The sequence below is a fragment of the Sutcliffiella sp. NC1 genome (assembly GCF_027594365.1).
Lineage (GTDB): Bacteria > Bacillota > Bacilli > Bacillales > Bacillaceae_I > Sutcliffiella > Sutcliffiella cohnii.
Map to the genome: position 1 here is coordinate 4,315,092 of NZ_CP115153.1, position 18,553 is coordinate 4,333,644.

The window sequence follows — 18,553 nt, forward strand, 5'->3', positions numbered from 1 at the left end:
TACCATAAGCAATTGTTAACTGGTAGGGAATGTATAATAGAAATTTGTTTTCATTTATATCTTTTCTTGTTATTTTGTATCGCCCCTCCCCCACACCTATTAAAAGCAATATACCCTTTGAAACTATAGAAAAAAGAGGATCGGAGCTTATTATTCCGTCCTCTACTTCATTTATTTTATGAGATTTTCCTTCTAAACTTCGAATCATTACTTATTCATTAATCTTTTTTTCAGCTGAAACTATTACCTCATCAATTACACGCTGTACACTTAAACCACTAGTGAAAGTTGCAAGCTCTCTATCTTTTCTACCTAATATATGGTCCACCCATTTCCACACTTCGTTACGGTTAGTAATTCGCCAAGGACGGAATTTTTCCTCACTCGGCTTTTCGTCCCATTGAAGTGGCGTCGCTCCTTCTAGACTAATCTCTCTCCACTCTTCACCCTTCATAGCGTACCGTAAAGATGTACCGAGCTCACACGTTAATAAGTGGATACTTCCTTTACTTCCATATAACTTAATGTCAATTGTCTGATGCTTATTTCCTTGTGGTGCTACCCAACTTGTATAAAAGGATGCTCTTACAAGATTGGAAAAGTGAGCCGTAAAAGATACAGAGTCTGCCGCTTGGTCCTTTGATTGCTTTTTACTTACATTTACTAACCTATCATCTTCCATAAATGATAACGATCCGTGTACATTTATAATTTCATCCTGCAGTATATATTGAGCCACATCAATTAAATGAGAACCTAAATCTTGCAGGACACCTCCTATGCCACCTGTCGAGATAGTACCACGCCATCCAGGAGGGCCATTTAATCCATAATCACCTGTATATTCAAAAAAAGCTTCGTGAATATTGCCTATTAAACCGTCCTTTATAAGCTCCAACAATTTTTGAATACCTGGATGCTCTCGATAGGTGAAATTAATCGCATGGACAACCGAGCTAGCACGAGCCGCTTTCTCCATCTCTTCCGCTTCTACAGCATTAAGTGCCATAGGCTTTTCACAAATGACATGAAGTCCCTTTTCTATAGCGGCCAATGTAATATCTTTATGAGAATCGTTAGGAGTGACAATACACACACCATCTAAGTTCTCCTTTTCAAACATCTCCTTATAATCGATATACACATTTTCTATATTGTATTTCTCTGCCAACCGTTTGGCACTTTCACCGGTTCTACTACAAATCGCTGATAACGTAACGTCAGGATGCATTTGAAGTACTGGCAAATACCATAAATCAGCAAACCAGCTTGCACCTACAACACCAATTTTTAGTTTACTCAAACTTTTACACCTCCTCGATTACAACTAATTTACCTGTCTTCGCGGATTGAATAACACCTTCCATCACCTTTTGGTTCTCATACCCATCTTCAAAGTTAGGTATATATTTCAACGATTTCCCTTCAACATATTCGATAAAATCTTGTAATTGATTTAAATAAAATGCTTCAGGAACTTTCACCGTTTCAAACGGTGCATCTAAATTACCCTCCGATTTAATACACACTTGCACATCATCGGGTTGTTCACAACAAACTTTCACCGTTCCTTTATCCCCATAAATAGCCACTTCCAATTGGTTACCAGCTCCTATCGCATTTCTTGACGTGACAAACGTCCCCATCACACCGTTAGGGAAAGTTGCTTGAAAACTAGTAAAATCATCAACATCCACTTGTTGCATTCCGCCTTCTGTTTTTCGTTCCTCTACAAATGTCGTCATCATCCCAGCAACTGCCTTAAATTCACCAACAAAGTATCTTGCACTATCAATCATATGAGAACCTAAATCACCTAAAGCACCTGTCCCTGACATTTCTTTACTAAAGCGCCAATTAAATGGTACATTAAATAGCGGTGACCCCCATTGTTGTAAATAGTTCACAGAAATGTGTCGTAGTTTTCCTAACTTCTCCTCTTCTAATAGTTGCTTCACATAACGGAATGACGGAATATAGCGATACGAAAATCCAACCATACAAGGAATAGGGTTCTTTTCAAACATTTTTTTTAATTCAGCTGCTTCTTCAAACGTTACTGTAAAAGGCTTTTCCGTCATTATTGGCTTTCCGTATTGAATACAAAGTTTAATAATCCCAGCATGATATTTATTTGGAACAATCGATATGACAGCATCAACTTCTCCATTCCCAATAAGAGATTCATAGTCTGTAAATCTATTTTCCACCTTCACGTCGTACTTGTCCCCAATTGTATGTAGTGCTTCTTCATTAACATCACAAAGTGCAGAAATAACAACTCCTTGTAGCTCTGAAAGTAAACGAAGATGATGATTCGCCATTCCCCCTAAACCGATTAACCCTATTTTCGTTTCACTCATAATAAAATTCCCCTTTCAATCTGTTATGATAACGTTTACAAAAATTGTTGATATTTTTATAAAAATGTGGGCCGAGGTGCATGTCCCCGTCCCACAATATTCATTATTTCAGTAAATATACTCTCGTTTCGTAAGCTCTTAACGTCATATTATTTATATTTTCATTTCCTTCATAATTACTAATTAACAACTCTGCATTATCAAAAGAGTAATTACCATTAAATACAGCCTCATCCCCATAGAAATTACATACAACTAATAGCTTTTCATCACCTAACGTACGAGTGTACGCGTATATCGCTTCATGCTCTTCCGCCACAAGGTCGTAAGTACCATAAACAATAATGTCATGCTCTTTACGAAGTTTAATTAGTTTTTGATAATAATAGAAGATAGAATTTGAATCCGCTAACGCTTGTTTTGCATTAATTTGTTCGAAATTCGGGTTTACTTTTATCCACGGAGTACCAGTTGTGAATCCTCCATTCGGGCTTTCATCCCACTGCATCGGTGTTCTCGCATTATCTCGACCTTTCACATAAATGGACTCCATCACCTTTTGATGGTCCTCGCCACCTTCTGTAACCTTTTCACGATACATGTTATGAATTTCAAGGTCGTTGTACTCTTTAATTGCCTCGAAGCGTACGTTCGTCATCCCGATTTCTTCCCCTTGGTAGATGTAAGGAGTACCTTGCATCATATGAAGGAAAGTTCCTAACATTTTTGCAGACTCGACACGGTATTCTTTATCATTTCCAAAGCGAGATACCATTCTTGGCTGGTCATGATTGTTTAAGTAAAGACTGTTCCAGCCTTTTCCTTCTAACCCTTTTTGCCACTTCGTCATAACATCCTTTAAGTCCTTTAACTCCCATGGCTTTACATCCCATTTTCCACCAGGTCCAGAATCGATATCCATATGCTCAAACGTAAATATCATATTTAATTCCGTTTGTTCCTTATTCGCATACTGTGCTGCATCCTCTGTAGAAGCTCCTGGACACTCACCAACTGTAATAATGTCATATTTAGAAAGAACTTCTCTGTTCATTTCTTGTAAATATTCATGAACGCGAGGACCATTCATGAAATAATCTCCTCCCCAGTCATAGCGTTTACCTGATGGTGTGCTAGGTAAGCCATCTACTTTCGAAATAAGATTAATAACATCCATCCGGAAGCCGTCGATTCCTTTATCTAACCACCAAGTCATCATGTCATAAATCTCTTGTCTTACTTTTTGATTTTCCCAGTTTAAATCAGGCTGTTTTTTACTGAATAAATGTAAGAAATACTCGTCTGTCTCTTCATCTTTTTGCCATGCTGAGCCACTAAAGAATGATGTCCAGTTATTCGGCTCTATTCCATCTTCTTTACCAGGACGCCATACATAATAATCACGGTATGGATTATCTTTTGACTTACGCGATTCTACAAACCATTTATGTTCATCGGAAGTATGGTTTACTACTAAGTCCATCATTAGCTTCATTCCACGACTATGCAACCCAGCAAGTAGGTCTTCCCAATCTTTCATTGTTCCGAACTCATCCATTATCGCTTGATAGTCACTAATATCGTAACCGTTATCATCATTAGGAGATTCATATACAGGTGATAACCAAATAACGTCTACTCCTAACTCATGTAAATAATCAAGCTTAGACGTCATTCCTTTTAAATCACCTATTCCGTCACCGTTACTATCCATAAAGCTACGAGGATAAATTTGATAAACGACACTTTCTTTCCACCATTTCTTTTCCATATCTGTCACGCTTCCTCTCCCGTTAGTATGTGATCTATCTTTTCCGCTGCTTCACGCAGTCCTTCTTCGACTGTCATACTTCTTGATAATATTAATCTCATATATTGGGTATACATTTCGTCTACTTTACTCCATTGTGCTAATGGAGGTCGTAAAAATGCGTACTCTAAACTTTCCACATATGTCTGTAAATATGGGTATTCTTCATAATAGGCGGTAACTTCCACATTTTTATTTGTTGGAATTAATCCTTTTTCTAACAGTAATCGTTGCGGTGTTTCAGTTGTCATCCACTTTACAAACGACCAAGAGGCTTCCAAATGGTTTGTTGCTTTTGAAATAACTAAGTTTTCTCCTCCAAGCACAGATCCTCTTCCTTCCGTCACTGGAAAAGGTGCAAAAACTGTCTGCTTATACAACTGTTCCACTACTTCTGTTGGACGTATACTATAGAACCAATGTCCTTCATCAATAAGCGCATAACTACCATCAACCACACCTTCCCACGTCGACGGATTACCTGTTAACAATCCTCGAGGAAGTTGACCATTCTCATACATATTTAATAATTTCTGAACAGCTTCGATACTTTGTTCGCTATCTAAAAAACCTGATGCTTTTTCATTTTTTTCATCCAGCAATTCGCCACCTAAAGCGTAAAAATAGGCTAGACTTTCCCAGCCAGTAATACCATTCATACCAATGGTATAGTCGTGTTCCTCCACCATTTGAATTAAATCATCCATCGTTTTTGGTGGAGTATCATAGCCAGCACGCTTTAGTAGTTCTTGATTATATATAGCTATTTTTGTATTTGTATTTAATGGGACACCATAATACTCTCCTTTGTAAAAATTGGACAGTAATGGCACATCAAAAAATAACTGTCGAATCTTGGTAAAGTCATCAAATCTACTTACTGGATATATTAAGTTAAGTTCTGCAAATGTTGGAATCCACGCGATGTCCATTCGAATAACATCTGGTGGTTTATTCGCCGAGGCTCTAGAAATAAGCGCAGACTTTAACTGATCATTATGTGATTGCCGAACTGGTTTCACAGAAATAGTAGGGTGTTCTTCTTCAAAAAGTGGAATAAGGACGTTTTCAAACACTTGCGTTTCTTCTTCGTTGTACGTATGCCAAATAACCAACTCGATATTTTCCTCTGGGGTTTCAATAGGTGTACTGCCATTATTAATGATGTTTAAGTTTCGACAACTTCCTAACAATAACAAGCTAACGAAGAGAAAACTGAAGATTATACTTTTACGAACCATATTCACTCACCTCCACTATTTTTGTTGTTCTGTTCGGTAATCACCTGGAGAAAGACCAGTTGTTTTTTTAAACAGCTTGCTAAAGTACTTAACATCTCCAAATCCAGATTGCTCTGCTACTTCATATACTTTCAAGGAGGAATGCTCTAGCAACTCCTTTGCCTTTTTTATTCGTAAGTCAATCACATAATCAATAAAATTTTGATTTAAAAAACGTTTAAATAAAATACTAAAGTAATTACGACTAATATGAATATGGTCTGCTATCTTTTGCAAGGTTAACTCGTCCGTATAGTTACGGTGAATATATTCAAGCGCACTGTCAATTAGCTCATTATCTCCATGCAACTTATCACCTTTATTAGCAACGATTGTTTCACATTCTTCCAACTGTTGTAAAAGTGAGTGATGAAGCTCTTGCATCGTTTCTGTTTTCTTTAAGATTGAGCATTTTTCTAGCAATAAGGTTACATCTATTTTATCTACAAATAAATGAGTGATGATGTCACATGCCTCATCCTTCATCTCAGTAGGATCTACCTCTTCTAACTCTCGCTTTTGAAAATGTTCTGTTAAAAACTCCGTTACCTTTTGTTTGTCATACGGTAAAAGAAACTGCTTTAATTGCTCTCCTTTTAATCTTTTTACTTGTCCATATTCAAGAGGCAAGTATGGAAACACATCTTCTTCAGCATGAAAAAACCTTCTACTACACGCTTCTTCACTTCGATGAATACTTTCTGGTAATTCCTTGAAATTAGAAGCGATATCATAACCGATAGTAAAAGGAATATAAGTTTGGTCTTGAAGCCAACCTTTCAGCTTTTGTGGCTCATCCTTATCATTACGAATAACGAAAACTAAGTCTGTCTCATTTATATGGATACAAATACCTTCCTCGTACTGTAAATAAAACTGTTCTTGAAGCTCATCTAACATAAATGATATATATAATTTTCCCTTTTGATCCATCACCCTATTAGGATTAAACATTTTCAAATATATAACCATCATCGGTGATTGTAAGCTGTTAAAGCCTTCATACGAAAATTCCAACTTATTATGCTTTATCAACATACGCTTTAGTTGCTGTTCTAATCTGTGGCGATTTTTAAACGCTTTCGTTTCATCTATTAAATGTAGCTTTTCTTCAATTACTTGCTCTTTCTTCATTAATTCCACGCATTTTTGAATGAGTTGTAAAAATTCCTCTGGCTCCAAAGTTGGCTTTAATACATAGTCTACAGCGCCGTGTTTTAACCCTTCCCGAACATACTCAAAGTCATTATAACTACTAACTAACACGACTTTTACACTCGGATTTCGCTTTAACGCTTCTCGCATTAATGTTAAACCGTCCATAATAGGCATTTTTATATCCGTAATTAAAAGGTCTACTTGCTGATTTTCCATCGCTTCAAGTGCTTTTTCTCCATTCGGAAAATCACCTATTAAATTTAGACCCTCTTCTTCCCAATTAATTGATGCCTTTAAGCCAAAGCGAATAACTGGTTCATCATCCACGATCATTGCGTTAAACATATGTTCCACCTCTACCTTTTTGTTTAAGGATAAGCTTTACAACTGTTCCGTTTTCGTTACTATCAATTTCTACTTTTGAGCCAGGTCCGTAATATAAGTTTACTGAATCGTACACGTGCGTAAGTCCAATTCCAAGAAACGAATTCGGTGATTGATCCTTAATTTTTTCTAATGCTTCTTTCTTAACTCCAATACCGTTATCACAGATATCTAATACAATTCCACCATCTAGTTTCTTTCCTGTAATTCGAATTGTACCGTCTTTTCCTGTTGGGACAAAGCCGTGGAAAATAGCATTTTCTACTATGGGCTGAATAAGCATTTGTGGAATTAGGAAATCCTCCACTTCATCTGCAATATTTAGCTCTAAATAAAATTTCTGTTCATAACGTATTTGCATAATTGCCATAAACTTCTCTACTATATTTAATTCTTCATTTACCGTGACAAAGGTTCCCTTTTTCCCCATATTTGCTTCTAAAAGTCTAATTAAGGCAGACATTGCTGTGTTTGCTTTTTCCTTTTGATTAAGTTGAATTAACCAACGGATTGTACTAAGAGTATTAAATAAGAAATGTGGGTTAATTCGATGCTTAATTGCACGCAGCTCCGCTTTTTGTTTTTGACTTTCCACTTCTTTTACTTGCTCTAGCAGTTTTTCGACTTGATTAATCATTCGATTAAATTGCAGGCTCATGAGACCTATTTCGTCAGTTGAAGCAACTTTCGTTCGTACGTTAAAGTTCCCTTCTCCTACTCGCTTCATTTGCTGTGTTAACAGTCTAATTGGCTCTGTTACTCGATGGGCTGCAACTAAACCAATTATAATCGCGACAATCGTAAAGATCGTTGTCGAAAAGAGTGTTATCATTTGAACATTACTTAGTTCACCTGTAATTTCTTTAATAGGAACAATACCAATGACTGTCCATCCGTTACTCATTGGTTGTTTTACACCATAATAAGGAGTTCCTTCATGTGTAAATTCAAATTCAATCAAACGTTTGTTTTGTATATATTGAAAGAGCTCATCATTTTTGACTGGGCGGTTGATGTTTTCTAAAACCGAATCCACCATAACCTCTCCTTTTTCATCCACTACAAAAAAACGTCCAGTCTTACCCAGTTTTATTTGATCAATTTTCTCTAATATTACTCTTCCATCTAAACCGACTTGTATATATCCGATATTTTGTAAGTTATTAAAGTTCTTCAACACTCTACTAAGAGTGACAACTAGTTCTGTATTTTGACCAGCACCACTCAATTGATCATATTGTAGCCCTTCCCAAACTAATTGACCGTCTTTCACAACTGACTCTCTTACCCAATCTTGTTGAGCTAAATTATATTGTGTAAGCTTATAAGCGGAAAATGTACCACTTCCCCAGCTAGTTCCATCTTCCTTCAATACATAAATCGTTCGAACAAATGAACTTGAATATACATGTGAATTTAATAGCGTATTCATATATTCATTATTGCTTCCTCTTTCGGAGAACGATAACTTTTCAGCCGTATCTTCGACGACTATTTCCTGTAGTCGTTCATTACTATAGAGTAAATCTGAAGTATCGCTACCTAAGGAGAAAATAAACGAAAGAGAATCAGCTGCTTGTCTTGCAATTTGCAGTGATGATTCTCTAACATTATTCTTTACAACGTTCGAAGCAGATTGATAGTAAAAGTAGCTATTAAAAATAGTTGAGATGAAAATAACGAGTAAAAGGGCAAAAACTACTTTTGTTGCAAATCGGTTTTTTATCATTCTTCGTAACATCATCTCAACCCTCTTTTACAAAACACTTATTTTCCTACTATAATATCTATCCCACTCCTCGTTCGCAAATATCGGTTTTATTTATATTCGATAACAACCATATCCCAATATTTTAAATGTGGAATTGTAAACTGTATTTCGTCACCTTTTTGCTTAAACTCTAGTTCAACCGCGGATCCTGCAAAGAAATCAGGAGAAGCGATCCAGACTTTTTCCACTTTCCCGTTTGTCTCGGCCGTAACGTTAAGATTCTCTTTGACAGAAGGCTCAACCTGCGAACCATCATTATCTCTCCAGTCAAGAGATGTAGCATCTGTCATATTAATGAACTGAATAATTTCTTTGTTGTCTTTTTCTTTGGCATAACTCCAAACTTTTCCGCGTTCAGCACGTTCTGACGCATCAATATCTTCATTACTAATAGTAATTTCTTTTGAGAGTTCAATTGCTCCGTCGCGAAGTAGATTTTGGTAAGCTACTGAGAAATCATAATAATGAATTAACTGATTGTTTAGCTCATCGGATATGGAAAGCTTTTTATGAGGGAAATATTCTTTCGATAACATATTTTCCCCAAGCTCTAAATGGGCACCACCCGCGGCGAAAATAACTGCATTTGTTAGTAGCACACCTGGTGTATTAAATTCGCCCATCGAGTCAGATAGGTCATAGTTCATATACGCCGCTAACACGGTATTTAACTCATTGTTGCTATAGCGATAGTTTTGATCGATTACATCTTTTAAACTACTGAACGTTTGGTGTGAGTCCCATAACTCCGAATATAAGAAGCTTACAGGAGCTTGTGACGCGATGTAACCTACCGCATATTGTGATACAGCGTTCATGACTAAATCTACTTGTAGTTCTTCCTTCGCTTTTTGCAAGAAAGGAACATATGTCGTAGATAAGTCTAACCGATTCCCTTCTCCGTCCCATAATGCACCTCGATCTCCTAATTGATCGACATGCCAACCGTCAAACGCTAAATGTTGGAACACTTCTTTTTCAGCATTAATAATAAAATCTTGCCACTCTTCGTTGGCTGGGTTCATTAAGAAAATATCGCTCGCCCAGCTTTCAGGCAGTGGGTGCTTATCTTGGTTTTCAAGGAGAGGATCTCGATAAATTCCCCACTCTTTTTTCACACCTTCTTCTTCATAATTTTCGTAAGCTCCGAAAAGAAGGTTATAGTTCATTGCTTTCATATTTTTTTCATGTGCCATCGCAATATAATTTTCTACCGTTTCTCTAGAAACTTCTCGATTGGCAATGTCTAACCACGTATCCGCTACTTTACCGTTTTCTAATTTTAACGGTCGTTCATGCTTATACTGCCAATCGTAAAATTGTAATCCGTTTATATGGAATCGATTTAATTTATCGATAACCCCTTGTTGTTCCTCCTTTGCTAATTCATAAAAATCCGCTAAATAGCCATAGCGAGGGAATTTTGTCCAATCAGAGGAAACATCAACAGCAATGTTGTAATGATCGACAATTGTTTTCTTATCTTTCATATACACTTCTACCATATAACCTTTAAAGTCATCCTCTTTCGCTATCCAGTCCCACATAACAGCGTCTTCACCAGTTAGTGTGATTTCTTCCTCTTCTACTATTTCATTTAAATGGACGTATCGAACAAGTAACGTCCCTTCTTCTATCTGTTCATTTAATGTTAACGTAAAGGTAACTTTATCCCCAGGCTTATAAACAGCTTTATCAGTTGTTACATAGCTTAAATAGTCCCCTTTTTTGACACTATCTGATTGAAAAGGGGCGGAAGTAGTTTTCGTACAACCCGTCATCAAGGATATAATAAGTAAAGTAGCAATAAAAAGGCTAGCGAATTTCTTCCTCATCCTTTTACGCCTCCTTCTGTATCCCCACTTTGTACAAAGCGTTTTTGGAATACGATATAAATAATAATTACAGGTAAGATTGCGATAATCGAAGCCGCAAAGATCCACGCCCAGTTACTTGCGTATTTTCCTTGGAACATCATTAACGCGATTGGCAATGTTCTCATCGCCTCATCTTTAATAATTGTTAATGCTACGAAATACTCGTCCCACGTTCCAGAGAAAGCAAAAATCGCCATTGTGCCTAGTGCAGGCTTCGATAAAGGTAAATAAATTCTTCTAAAGATAGTCCAGTTTCCTCCACCATCCATAACAATCGATTCTTCCAATTCTTTCGGTACTGTTTCAAAGAATCCACGTAAGAAGAATGTAGACCCAACTACTCCTCCACCGATGTAAATTAACCATAATCCCCAATACGTGTTTACTAGACCAAGTGATTGGATAACAGTAAACTGAGGTACGATTGCTAATACTAGCGGAATCATCATCGTAAATAGAAACACTCGGAATACGAATTCTTTTCCAGGGAATGTGAATCGAACGAATGAATAAGCGGTTAACGCTCCTAGAAACACACTACCAACTGTTGCTACCGTTGCTACTAATAAACTGTTTAAAAAATAACGGAAGAAACTATTTTTCGTCCAAACAATTTCATAGTTTTCTAGACTAGGTATCGCTGTAAATACCTCATGTGGTCTAGGGAGAGAATATGCGTTTTTCACGAATGTTGTCATTAACATATATACAAACGGAGTAACAAACACTAAAACTCCGATGATTAAAATGGTGTATACAAAAAGCTTTGGCAAAAAGTTTGTTTTCATCGAATTTCCCTCCTTTTCCTACATGAATTTTTGTCTACCTAGTTTTTTCTGCTGTGTATATGTAATGAGGAAGATCGTCAGACCCATCATTACCCCTAAAGCAGATGAATAACCGAAGTTAAAGTTGTTAAACGCCTGTTTGTAAATCATACTTTGCAAAACTTCCGTTTGGCCCATTGGACCACCATTTGTAATGAAATACACTTGTGGGAAAATGTTAAATGCACCCATAATTAAGTTAATGATGACAAATGCGGTAATCGGCCCTAGCATTGGAATCGTTACATACATAAATGATTTAACCCCATTCGCTCCGTCAATTGCTGCCGCTTCATATAAACTTTTCGGGATACCTTGAAGTGCCGCTAAATAAATAACAACGGTCCAACCAACTGTTTTCCAAATGTGGAATAACCAAATTACTACCATTGCTGTCCACTGATTTTGTAACCAACCAATCGGAGAATCAATAAAGCCCAAATTTAATAGAACAAAGTTCACTAAACCGTTTTCTCCGTCAGCAAATAAATAGCGGAAAAGGAATGCTACAACAATCCAAGAAGTGATAATTGGTAAGTAGTACAATGTACGGAACGTAATTTTGTACTTAATAAACTGAAGATTTATTAATACAGCAAAGAAAAGCCCTAAAAACCAGTTAATTGGAACTGTTACAACTGTGTTCAAAAATGTATTACGTACTGCATAGCGAAATGCAGGATCGGAAAATGCTTTTTTATAGTTTTCTAACCCAACAAAAGGACTTTCTGCTCCAGGCATAATATTGTAATCTTGGAAACTCATGATGATACCTTTCATCAATGGGTAGATTACGAATACACCCGCACCAACAAGCCCTAAAAAGATAAATGGAAAGACTTCGATCCACTGTTTAACGCCAATTTTAAAGCGTTCGGCAAAGCTTTTTTTCGGAATAACGACGGCATCATTTTTATTCGTATTTACTCCACTTTCCATTGGGCTCCCCTCCTAACAAATTAAGAATAAAGATACTTCACTGGAAATTTTCCAGTGAAGTACTCTCGTTTTTTATTTAAGTAAAGCTTCTGCTTGTCTTGCTGCATCATCCATTGCAGCTTTAGCGTCCATTTCACCACGAATTACTTTTTCAAAGTTTAAGTTAATAACTGCTTCAATCTCTGACCATTGTGGGATAGGCGTACGAGGTAAGGCAGTTTCAAGCTGTGTTACGTACTCTTGAATGAATGGGTTTTCTAAGAACGCCGGGTCATTCGCCGCATCGATATTAGTAGGAATTAATCCTGTTTCAGCCATTAATTTTTGTGGTTCTTCTGTTAACATCCATTTTGCAAACGTCCAAGCTTCTTCTGGATGTTTAGAGTTTGCGAAAATAACTAAGTTTTCTCCACCGATTACAGAACGGCTTCCACCATCACCAGCTGGAATTAATCCACGAACTGTATCATTTAATGCATCAAATTTATTTCCTTCTTCGTTCATTAAAATACTAAAGAACCAAGGACCATCGTCAATCATTAAATATTCGTGATTTTGCATTCCATCCCACGTCCCTGGCTCTCCACCAAGGATGGAAGGAGCTGTTAATCCATCATTATGCCAGCCTGCCATTGTTTCAACTGCTGCAATACTTTCAGGGCTGTTAATGTATCCATCAAATTGTGTGAAAACGTCGTTTGTTAATGTTCCGCCTAAGCTCCAGAAGTAAGGAAGGAAGCCCCATGCGAATGATCCACCTACACCAATTCCACCTTTAGAACCTACAGTTTTTGCTGCTTCAGCTGCTTTTACAAGCTCATCCATTGTTTCTGGAGCTTCTGATAAACCAGCTTTTTCTAATAATTGTTTGTTATAGATTGCAATTTTTGTGTTTGTATTTACTGGTAAACCGTAATATTTTCCATCATAGAAGTTTGTTGCCATCGGTGCTTCAAACACACTATTTTTTACATTCTCAAATCCTTCATAACCACTTAAATCTTGAAGTGCACCAATTTGAGCAAACTCAGAAGTCCAAACAATATCCATACGCATTAAATCAGGTGCAGCATTACCAGATACACCAGCAATAACTTGTTGCTTTAATCCTTCGTATGGCATACGAGTTAATTTAAGTTCGATGTCAGGGTGTGCTTCTTCAAACATCGGCTTTATTTTATCTGTTAATACTACTTCTTCTTGGTCACTATAAGTGTGCCAATACTCGATTACTGTTTTCTTTCCAGAACTTTTATCAGTAGAACTAGAGTCACTAGAACCACTGCACGCACTTACGAAAAGAAGTGCAGAAACAGATAATATAGCTATTAATGATTTAAATAATTTCATCTTTTCAAACCTCCTATTGTTTCTTACACATTTATTATCTAAAATGAAGCGCTTTATTGAAATCGCTTACATTAAGGGAATGGTGTCTTATATTTGATAAAACGAAGACGAACTATAATAAAAAGGAAAATGGTGTTCTATATTCTCGTTTTCGATAGAGAAATAAAACACCATTTTGTTAGGATGCTATAAATTGAAACATTGATTAATAGAGGGATTATTTATCACTTAATAAATTTATTCGTTCATTTTTTTGTATTTCAGTATCTCCTCCCTTATTTTTTTAATCGCCCCCCTCCGCCACGACTTTACCGCTGCTTCGGTTGTTCTATGTTCTCTAGCAATTTCTTTTATTCCTTTTCCGTAAAATATATGTTCTACTACCCATATTTTTTGATTATTTGTTAGACATACCACGTAAGGCTCTAAATGATTAATCTGTTCGTCAAGTGAGACGGAATTATCAGGAATGAACTCCTCAAATTCTTTATCCCAAGGTGCATGATGATCATCAAAATGCCGTTCGGCCTTTAATACGTTCAACAATGAACCTCGAATTGTTGTATAAGCGTAAGCTGGAAAAGAACCTTTCTCTTCATTAAATTGTTTATATGCCGTCCAGAGAGCAACAACTCCTTCGTGAAAATAGTAGCTGTGATCCCGATAAATATGGAGCGTATTAATAATTTTATAAATCATTGGTCTGTATTGCTCTAGCACATCAGTAAAACTTGCATGACGAATATCCACTTTGACTTTCCTTTTAGAAAGTGCACCTTCTCGGTATTCCGCGGTAAGTCAAAGATAGTACGAATTTGCGTATTTGTCTTTCTAGTAAACTAGCAGTTTGCTGTGCGAAAAGGTGTCAAAAATGACGTTTTGTCCAGAGAAAATGTCATTTTTGTAAGGGGAAACTGGGGAGAACTTGAAGAATAGGGAAAAGTATAAATGATCAAAAAAAGGAGGTCAGTTTTGGCGCTGCCCCCCGGTTTTAAACTATTTTACAGTAACTGAAGTTGCCTTACTTTTGTTGCCGGCGTTATCTTCTGCTGTTACAGACAACACTACTTTTTTCGACTGTTTTTTTATTTTTACTGAAAAATCTCCAGTCTTTGATGCTTTCGCTGTCCCTAACGTTGTGCTGCCTCGTTTCACTACTACCGTAGCATTGGCTTCCGTTTTCCCAGTAACAGCTGTAGAGCTGGAATATATGGCATTTACTTTTGGCGCGGGTGGTGCAGTTTTATCCACTACCGTTTTATTCGTAGCACTGCTCACATTTCCGGCCGCATCTTTTGCTGTTACACTCAACGATGTTCCGGCATTTTGCTTTTGGATCGTTACACTGTACGTACCATCCGTGTTGACTTTACTTGAGCCGAGCGTTGTTGTTCCTCTTTTTACCGTTACCGTTGCTCCTTTTTCTGCGGTCCCTTTTACGGTTGTTGCATTATCTCCAACTGTATTAACCTTTGGTGCAGGTGGTGGAGTTTTATCAACAACTGTTTTATTCGTTACACTACTCACATTTCCGGCTGCATCTTTTGCTGTCACACTCAACGTTGTTCCGGCATTTTGCTTTTGGATTGTTACACTGTACGTACCATCCGTGTTGACTTTACTTGAACCAAGCGTTGTCGTTCCTTTTTTAACCGTTACCGTTGCCCCTCTTTCTGCGGTCCCTGTTACGGACGTTGCATTATCTCCAACTGTATTGACCTTCGGAGCTGGCGGAGGGGTTTTATCAATTACCGTAACAGTTGTTGCCGCACTTACATTTCCGGCTGCATCCTTAGCTGTCACTTGTAATGTAGTCCCGGCTGATTGTTTAGCTATAGCGACTGAAAATACTCCGTTAGAATTCGTTATCCCTGTTCCGAGCGTCGATGTTCCCTTTTTTACAATAACAGTTGATCCCTTTTCTGCCCTCCCAACAACTTGAACAGAATTGTCTGCGACAGGATCAACAGTTGGCGCTGAAGGAGGTGTTCCATCAACCACCATTACAGATGCTACGTCACTTGAAACATCGTGTATATTTTTTGCATAGACCTCTAACACTGTCCCTTCTACTTGCTTCGGGATAGTGATAGAGAAAGTTCCAGCACTCGTTACTGTAGAAGAACCAATAACTTGAATACCGTTTTGGACAAACACCGTTAAACCAGCATCAGCTGTCCCTTTTACAGATGTTGATTGGTCAGTAACTTTATTTACTTTTGGTATATTAACTGGAAGATTAACGTAAACTTCCCGAACAACTGTATCGATATTTCCAGCTTCATCTACCGCTTCTAGTTTTAACGTGTATATTCCAGCATCGAGGTTACTCGTATTCCAAGTACCTAAAGAATCGTTTTCTACTTTAGAACTACTACTGAAAATCAGATTCCATGAAGAAGGGCTGCTACCAATACCATAATATAAACGATAATTTTGTAGTGTTTCGTCCGTTGCGGTCCCCATTATATTTACTGTTTTATAAAGTGAAGCTAATGGTTCAGGCGAAGCAATAATGACAACTGGCTTCATATCGTCATAAAACGTAATTGTTCTAGTTAATTTATTTCCAAAATAGCCACTTTCATGGTGAAACATTTGCCATTCTAGGGTAATAGTCCCTAAAGGCTTTTGTCCTTTTACTCTAACTTGGAACGTTTTCGATTCACCTGGTGCTATTTGCTCTCCAGGAGAAAGTGCTTCTACCTCTAAAAATTCCTGTTCATTTACTAGTTTAAGTTCAAAACCTTCCTCAGCTGACCAAGCCTCTGTACCGATATTTTTCATCGTAATGGACATATGCGGGTCAACATGAACCGAGTTTTGAAAAGGAATGGAACTTGCTGTTACTAATGCATCTTTGCTTTTTCTTAACTCTATTGGAACTGGTGTTGTATAACCAGAAAAGTTACCATCCATATCTACCGCATTCACAGAAACATATACCGTACTGTGTGGGAGTAGCATATTGGAAGTTACTAATATTTCATTATTAGTAGTTTTTAAGCCCGTCGAAATATCTGATTTCTCAGGAGCTGAGCCTATTTTCACCTGATACTCTTTTATGTTCTCATTTGATGTATCCCATTTGAGATGCACTTTTCCAAAATCATATTCCGTCATATGAATGTTGGAAACGAAAGGTGGTGCTGTTCTATTTGGGATGGCAACACTCACTTCTTCAGATGCTCCTGATTCACCAAACTCGTTATACGCAGTAATTTTAAAATAATATCGATTCGGGTCTTTCTCTGTACCACCTGCATTTTCATATAGTGCACTTGGATGATCTGGCAAATTAGTGCCAGACTGGTCTAGTTTTAATCGATATTCGCCATTACTCACTTCATCCTTACTAGGCCACAAGTTTTTATTCAAAGAACTCCACTCATTCGTTAAACCTACATCAATTGTTTCATATTCTTCGCCGTTAAAAATGGAAAGTTTGTATCCCTTCACTCCTGGAGAAGTATGCCAAGACAGGCGGACGTAACCTTCACTCGAATTTGCGCCTAGTCCATACCCTATTGCATTCGTAATCGCTGGTCGAGGGGCATAGTTAATGATTAGACGTGGAGCCTTATCTAGTTGTTCATAGCTTTTATTAGCATAGCCTTTACTCGTATAAAAGTTTCGATAGCTATCCTCCTCTTTTCCAACAATAGCTAAGCCGTAATCAGTCGTTGGGTCTTCATACCATTCCGCAACTATTTGGCTAACATCCCATTGAAAATGACCACCATCCACTCCAATCCTCATCGTTCTGTCGATATAAGGACTACTGAGGTCTGGGCGATTCGACCACGTTACCGTCTCACCGTCCCAAGCAGACAACACTTTAAGAACTTGATAGTCTTCATTAATATATGTAGGGTCCCAATATCCCCATTTAACAGGCTTATCTATCTCGAACATATTTAAATTCGCACTATAAATCAATCCTCCATTTATATCCGGAAGAGAGTTTCCAAACTTAAGTAACGTTATGTTTTGCTTTTCGTTTTGGATTCCTGCGACTAACTGTTGTTCACTAGATAGATTACTTGAAGGTAACTCTTCTGAAATAAAAGTTTGATAGAGTGGAAACCCACCCTTATCTCCAGTCGTATTCGGAACCCATTCATTCGTAATCGGATCCTTTAAATAGATTGGCAGCGGGAATACCTCTATTTTGTTCGTTAAATTGAAATTACGAGTTGTTTCTGAAAACTCGGTTTGACTAATAAGCGTATTAGCATGAGCTAATGGAATAGAAAATAATGGGTTGAATACTAACAATGTTATGACAAAAATAACGATCCATTTTTCACAAAAGTCTTTCAAACTATATTTCCCCTTTATCGTCATATAAAAGCAAAAAGCTGTAATTCAGAACCTTCTATTTCTGTAATCTATATTTTATTTATAGCTTGATTTTTAAAAATAAGCTATAACTTTTTTGTAATTATATATAAATTTTTTCAAGAAAATTACAACGTAAAATTTTGCACTAAAAAAGGTCAGAGCAAGCTCTGACCCTCATTAACTATTTACGACCTAGACTCCTTACAATCCGGACAGATGGTAAGAGTTGAGTCATAAGGTTTATTGCAACTTCGGCAAAACACTACTCCAATTTCATTAGACGTTGTAGATGGAGTAAGAGGTGGAACAACTGTTTCGATAACACTTTCTTTCTTTTCCGCACTATTTTTAATATGCATCACCACTACTATCAATGTAATAACATTCACAATTAGTGTCATGATAATAAGTATATTCGTGATGGTTAATAATTCACCCATTAGTACATGT

General features: G+C 37.2%; 13 protein-coding genes. All 13 read right to left on the reverse strand.

The genetic code is table 11. The annotated features are described in order from the left end of the window. Positions 1–211: 211 nt before the first annotated feature. Positions 212–1,303, reverse strand: coding sequence for a Gfo/Idh/MocA family protein (locus O1A01_RS22380; protein WP_270065040.1), 1,092 nt, complete (start codon positions 1,301–1,303; stop codon positions 212–214). 4 nt (positions 1,304–1,307) lie between these two features. Then, positions 1,308–2,363: a Gfo/Idh/MocA family protein gene (locus O1A01_RS22385; protein ID WP_270065041.1), complete on the reverse strand. Its 1,056-nt coding sequence runs from the start codon at positions 2,361–2,363 to the stop codon at positions 1,308–1,310. Between the two features lie 103 nt (positions 2,364–2,466). Next, positions 2,467–4,134 carry a glycoside hydrolase family 13 protein gene (locus O1A01_RS22390; RefSeq protein WP_270066455.1) on the reverse strand — a complete coding sequence of 556 codons (1,668 nt, stop codon included), beginning with the start codon at positions 4,132–4,134 and terminating at the stop codon, positions 2,467–2,469. 5 nt (positions 4,135–4,139) lie between these two features. After that, positions 4,140–5,414 carry an extracellular solute-binding protein gene (locus O1A01_RS22395; RefSeq protein ID WP_270065042.1) on the reverse strand — a complete coding sequence of 425 codons (1,275 nt, stop codon included), beginning with the start codon at positions 5,412–5,414 and terminating at the stop codon, positions 4,140–4,142. 15 nt (positions 5,415–5,429) lie between these two features. After that, entirely contained in the window at positions 5,430–6,956 is a 1,527-nt protein-coding gene (locus tag O1A01_RS22400) for a response regulator (protein WP_270065043.1), read from the reverse strand. Then, positions 6,949–8,739 (reverse strand): sensor histidine kinase, encoded by a 1,791-nt coding sequence (locus O1A01_RS22405; RefSeq protein ID WP_084380391.1) that lies wholly within the window; start codon positions 8,737–8,739, stop codon positions 6,949–6,951. The genes O1A01_RS22400 and O1A01_RS22405 overlap by 8 nt, the downstream gene beginning before the upstream one ends. Before the next feature lie 74 nt (positions 8,740–8,813). After that, positions 8,814–10,601 (reverse strand): glycoside hydrolase family 66 protein, encoded by a 1,788-nt coding sequence (locus tag O1A01_RS22410; protein WP_270065044.1) that lies wholly within the window; start codon positions 10,599–10,601, stop codon positions 8,814–8,816. Further along, on the reverse strand, positions 10,598–11,431 hold the full coding sequence (locus O1A01_RS22415; protein WP_066415479.1) for a carbohydrate ABC transporter permease: 834 nt from the start codon (positions 11,429–11,431) through the stop codon (positions 10,598–10,600). Before O1A01_RS22415 ends, O1A01_RS22410 begins: the two co-directional genes overlap by 4 nt. Before the next feature lie 18 nt (positions 11,432–11,449). After that, the gene (locus O1A01_RS22420) at positions 11,450–12,409 is read right to left on the reverse strand and encodes a carbohydrate ABC transporter permease (protein WP_066415477.1); all 960 of its coding nucleotides are present in this window, start codon (positions 12,407–12,409) and stop codon (positions 11,450–11,452) included. A gap of 72 nt (positions 12,410–12,481) precedes the next feature. Beyond that, complete coding sequence (locus O1A01_RS22425) at positions 12,482–13,759, reverse strand: extracellular solute-binding protein (RefSeq protein ID WP_270065045.1); 1,278 nt, start codon at positions 13,757–13,759, stop codon at positions 12,482–12,484. A gap of 237 nt (positions 13,760–13,996) precedes the next feature. Then, entirely contained in the window at positions 13,997–14,509 is a 513-nt protein-coding gene (locus O1A01_RS22430) for a sigma-70 family RNA polymerase sigma factor (protein ID WP_270065046.1), read from the reverse strand. Positions 14,510–14,755: 246 nt separating this feature from the next. After that, positions 14,756–18,082, reverse strand: coding sequence for an Ig-like domain-containing protein (locus tag O1A01_RS22435; RefSeq protein WP_270065047.1), 3,327 nt, complete (start codon positions 18,080–18,082; stop codon positions 14,756–14,758). Positions 18,083–18,288: 206 nt separating this feature from the next. Continuing rightward, a complete protein-coding gene (locus O1A01_RS22440; protein ID WP_270065048.1) occupies positions 18,289–18,543 on the reverse strand; it encodes a hypothetical protein in 255 nt (84 codons plus the stop codon). Between the last annotated feature and the right edge of the window lie 10 nt (positions 18,544–18,553).

Excerpts from the sequence above, each read along its gene's own strand:
- O1A01_RS22425 (WP_270065045.1), bottom strand. The coding sequence starts at position 13,759 with ATGAAATTATTTAAATCATTAATAGCTATATTATCTGTTTCTGCACTT.
- O1A01_RS22385 (WP_270065041.1), bottom strand. The coding sequence starts at position 2,363 with ATGAGTGAAACGAAAATAGGGTTAATCGGTTTAGGGGGAATGGCGAAT.
- O1A01_RS22420 (WP_066415477.1), bottom strand. The coding sequence starts at position 12,409 with ATGGAAAGTGGAGTAAATACGAATAAAAATGATGCCGTCGTTATTCCG.
- O1A01_RS22395 (WP_270065042.1), bottom strand. The coding sequence starts at position 5,414 with ATGGTTCGTAAAAGTATAATCTTCAGTTTTCTCTTCGTTAGCTTGTTA.
- O1A01_RS22400 (WP_270065043.1), bottom strand. The coding sequence starts at position 6,956 with ATGTTTAACGCAATGATCGTGGATGATGAACCAGTTATTCGCTTTGGC.
- O1A01_RS22390 (WP_270066455.1), bottom strand. The coding sequence starts at position 4,134 with ATGGAAAAGAAATGGTGGAAAGAAAGTGTCGTTTATCAAATTTATCCT.
- O1A01_RS22405 (WP_084380391.1), bottom strand. The coding sequence starts at position 8,739 with ATGATGTTACGAAGAATGATAAAAAACCGATTTGCAACAAAAGTAGTT.
- O1A01_RS22440 (WP_270065048.1), bottom strand. The coding sequence starts at position 18,543 with ATGGGTGAATTATTAACCATCACGAATATACTTATTATCATGACACTA.
- O1A01_RS22415 (WP_066415479.1), bottom strand. The coding sequence starts at position 11,431 with ATGAAAACAAACTTTTTGCCAAAGCTTTTTGTATACACCATTTTAATC.
- O1A01_RS22410 (WP_270065044.1), bottom strand. The coding sequence starts at position 10,601 with ATGAGGAAGAAATTCGCTAGCCTTTTTATTGCTACTTTACTTATTATA.